The sequence below is a fragment of the Polaromonas sp. genome, assembly GCF_043778355.1.
GTDB lineage: Bacteria > Pseudomonadota > Gammaproteobacteria > Burkholderiales > Burkholderiaceae_C > Polaromonas.
Genome location: NZ_JAYWHI010000076.1, coordinates 1 through 2,870, shown reverse-complemented (window position 1 = coordinate 2,870; position 2,870 = coordinate 1). Strand labels below are relative to the sequence as shown.

Here is a 2,870-nt window from a genome sequence, read left to right as displayed (position 1 = left end):
CTCGCCTGTCACCCGCGTTTCCGGGCCTGGTCATACAGCGCCTGCACCTTCGGCGCGTTGGCCTCCAGCTCACGGATGCGGTCAGGGCCTGACGGATGGGTGGAGAGAAATTTGGTCCCGCCCGAGCCACCCGATGCCTGCGCCATCTTGCGCCACAAACTGGCGCCGGCCTGGGGTGCATAGGCCGAGCGGGCGGCCAGCTCCAGCCCCACCAGATCGGCCTCGCTCTCGTCTTCGCGGCTGAATTTCAGCGTCAATAGCTTGGTGCCCAGATTCGCCGCCACATCCCCCAGCTGACCCAGCCCCAGCAGTTGCGCGCCCAGAGAGAGGCCAATGCCGGTGGCCTGGGTTTTGGCCAGCCGCTCACGGGCGTGCTCGCGCAGCGCGTGAGCCATTTCGTGCCCCATGATCATGGCGGCTTCGTCGTCGGTCAGCTTGAGCTGATCGAGGATGCCGGTGTAAAAAGCGATCTTGCCGCCAGGCATGCAAAAGGCGTTGAGCTGCTTGCTGCCAATCAGGTTGACCTCCCATTTCCACTGGCGGGACCGGTCATTCCACTGCGCGGTGTTCGGAATCAGCCGCCGCGCGATGGCACGCAGGCGCACCACCTGGGGGTGGTTGTCGGGCGCGAGCGCTTTTTGGGCATTGGCCTCGGCCATCATCTGGGCATATTGCTGTTCGGCCGCAGCTTCCAGCTTGTCTGCGGGCACCAGCTTGCGCAGGCTGGATGACTTGCCCACATCCACCTGCGCCAGCGCAGGCGCAGCGGCAGATGCCCCGGCCAATGCAAGGAAAGCCCGGCGCGAAGACCAGGACGCGTGTTTGTTGTTACAGAGCCAGCACATGGGTCAATAATAAGCAAAATTGAAAAACAACACTTGAAACACCCCCGTATAGCCGCATGACTGACACCCCTTCTACAACGCCGCAGCCCAAACTTTCGTGGACCGAATCGCTGCGTGTGTATGCCGAGCCGGCCAGCATTCGCATGTTACTGCTGGGGTTTTCTGCCGGTCTGCCGCTGCTGCTGGTGTTTGGCACACTGAGTTTCTGGCTGCGCGAGGCGGGCATCAACCGCACCACCATTGGTCACTTGAGCTGGGTCGGGCTGGCCTATGGCTTCAAGTGGGTCTGGTCACCGCTGGTGGACCGCATGCCCATTCCGCTGCTGACGCGCCTGATGGGGCGGCGGCGCAGCTGGTTGCTGCTGTCTCAAATCGTCATCATGGCGGCGCTGACGGCGATGGCCCTGACCGACCCCAAACTGACGCTGGCGCCCATGGTCTGGGGCGCGCTGATGGTGGCTTTTGCATCGGCAACACAAGATATTGCGCTGGACGCTTACCGGATCGAGTCCGCCGACACCGAACGACAGGCCGCGTTGGCCGCCACGTACCAGACCGGTTACCGGCTGGCCATGATCTGGGCGGGCGCCGGTGTGCTGTGGATTGCCGCCCGCGCCGAGGTGGCTGACGTGGCAAGCTACCAGCACAGCGCCTGGCAGACCGCTTACCTGGTGATGGCGGCTTCCATGGTGCTGGGCGTGCTGACCGTGCTGCTGTCGCCCGAACCCGCCCAGCGCGCCATGCCTCCCGCCAAAAACCTGGCCGACTGGCTGCAGGGAGCGCTGGTGGCGCCGTTTGCCGACTTCATCCGCCGCTACCGCTGGCAGGCGGCGCTGATTCTGGGGCTGATCGCCCTTTACCGCATCAGCGATGTGGTCATGGGCATCATGGCCAACCCGTTTTATGTGGATATGGGTTACACCAAGGATGAGGTGGCCGCCGTGACCAAGGTGTACGGCGTCATCATGACGCTGGTGGGCGCTTTCATCGGCGGCGTGCTGTCCATGCGGTTTGGCGTGATGCGCATCCTGATGCTGGGTGCCATTCTGAGTGCGGCGACAAACCTGCTGTTCGCCGGGCTGGCCTCTTACGGGCATGATGTGACAGCGCTGATTGTGGTGATTTCGGCCGACAATCTCTCCAGCGGCATCGCCTCCGCGGCCTTCATTGCCTACCTGTCCAGCCTGACCAATATCCAGTATTCAGCCACCCAGTACGCCCTGTTCAGCTCCATGATGCTGCTGTTGCCGAAGTTTCTGGCGGGCTTTTCCGGCGAATTTGTGGATGCGTTCGGCTACAGCCCCTTTTTCACCGCCACGGCATTGCTCGGTGTGCCCGTATTGCTGCTGATCTGGCTGGCTTCGAGGTCAAAAACAGCCTCTAGCCCCCGTTAAATATACGCCATCAGCTATATATTTAATAGCATTCAGGTTTACTTTTCTTTACCCGGGCTTCAACCGGGTTTGACCGGGTTGGTGCATCCTGCATAAAGACCCACACCACCCGGCGTAGACTGCATCCATGAGCCACCAATTGTTGATGATTGAAGACGATACCCGCCTCGCGCACATGGTGAGCGAGTACCTGGGGCAGTCGGGTTTTGCGGTAGCCCACGTCGGCAACGGGCAAAGCGGGCTGGCCCGTTTGCAGGACCCTGCAGGCGGTACGCCACCTGACCTGGTGATTCTGGACCTGATGTTGCCCGACATCGACGGGCTGGAAGTGTGCCGGCGCATCCGCGCCCTGCCGGGTAGCGTGGCCCAGATTCCCGTGTTGATGCTGACCGCCAAGGGCGACCCGATGGACCGCATCATCGGGCTCGAAATCGGCGCAGACGACTATTTGCCCAAACCATTCGAGCCCCGGGAGCTGCTGGCCCGCATCCGGGCCGTGCTGCGCCGCCGCGTGGATGGCGTGGGTGCCAACGGCAAACTGTTGCGCTTTGGTTCGCTGGAAATTGACCGCGACGCACGCACCGTGTCGGTGGGCGCTCAACTGTGCGACCTGACCTCTTACCAGTTTGAC

At 62.4% G+C, this 2,870-nt stretch carries 3 protein-coding genes; 2 read left to right on the top strand and 1 reads right to left on the bottom strand.

All coding sequences use genetic code 11. From position 1 onward, the window contains the following. Positions 1-8: 8 nt before the first annotated feature. A complete protein-coding gene (locus tag ACH2CW_RS11305) occupies positions 9-845 on the bottom strand; it encodes a M48 family metallopeptidase (RefSeq protein WP_395058127.1) in 837 nt (278 codons plus the stop codon). A 56-nt stretch (positions 846-901) separates the two neighbouring features. Between ACH2CW_RS11305 and ACH2CW_RS11300 the strand changes: the two genes are divergently transcribed. Together ACH2CW_RS11300 and ACH2CW_RS11295 are read left to right on the top strand one after the other, a co-directional pair. After that, on the top strand, positions 902-2,239 hold the full coding sequence (locus tag ACH2CW_RS11300) for an AmpG family muropeptide MFS transporter (RefSeq protein ID WP_395058125.1): 1,338 nt from the start codon (positions 902-904) through the stop codon (positions 2,237-2,239). A 127-nt stretch (positions 2,240-2,366) separates the two neighbouring features. After that, the coding region (locus ACH2CW_RS11295; RefSeq protein ID WP_395058123.1) for a response regulator transcription factor at positions 2,367-2,870 on the top strand (504 nt) is incomplete at its 3' end.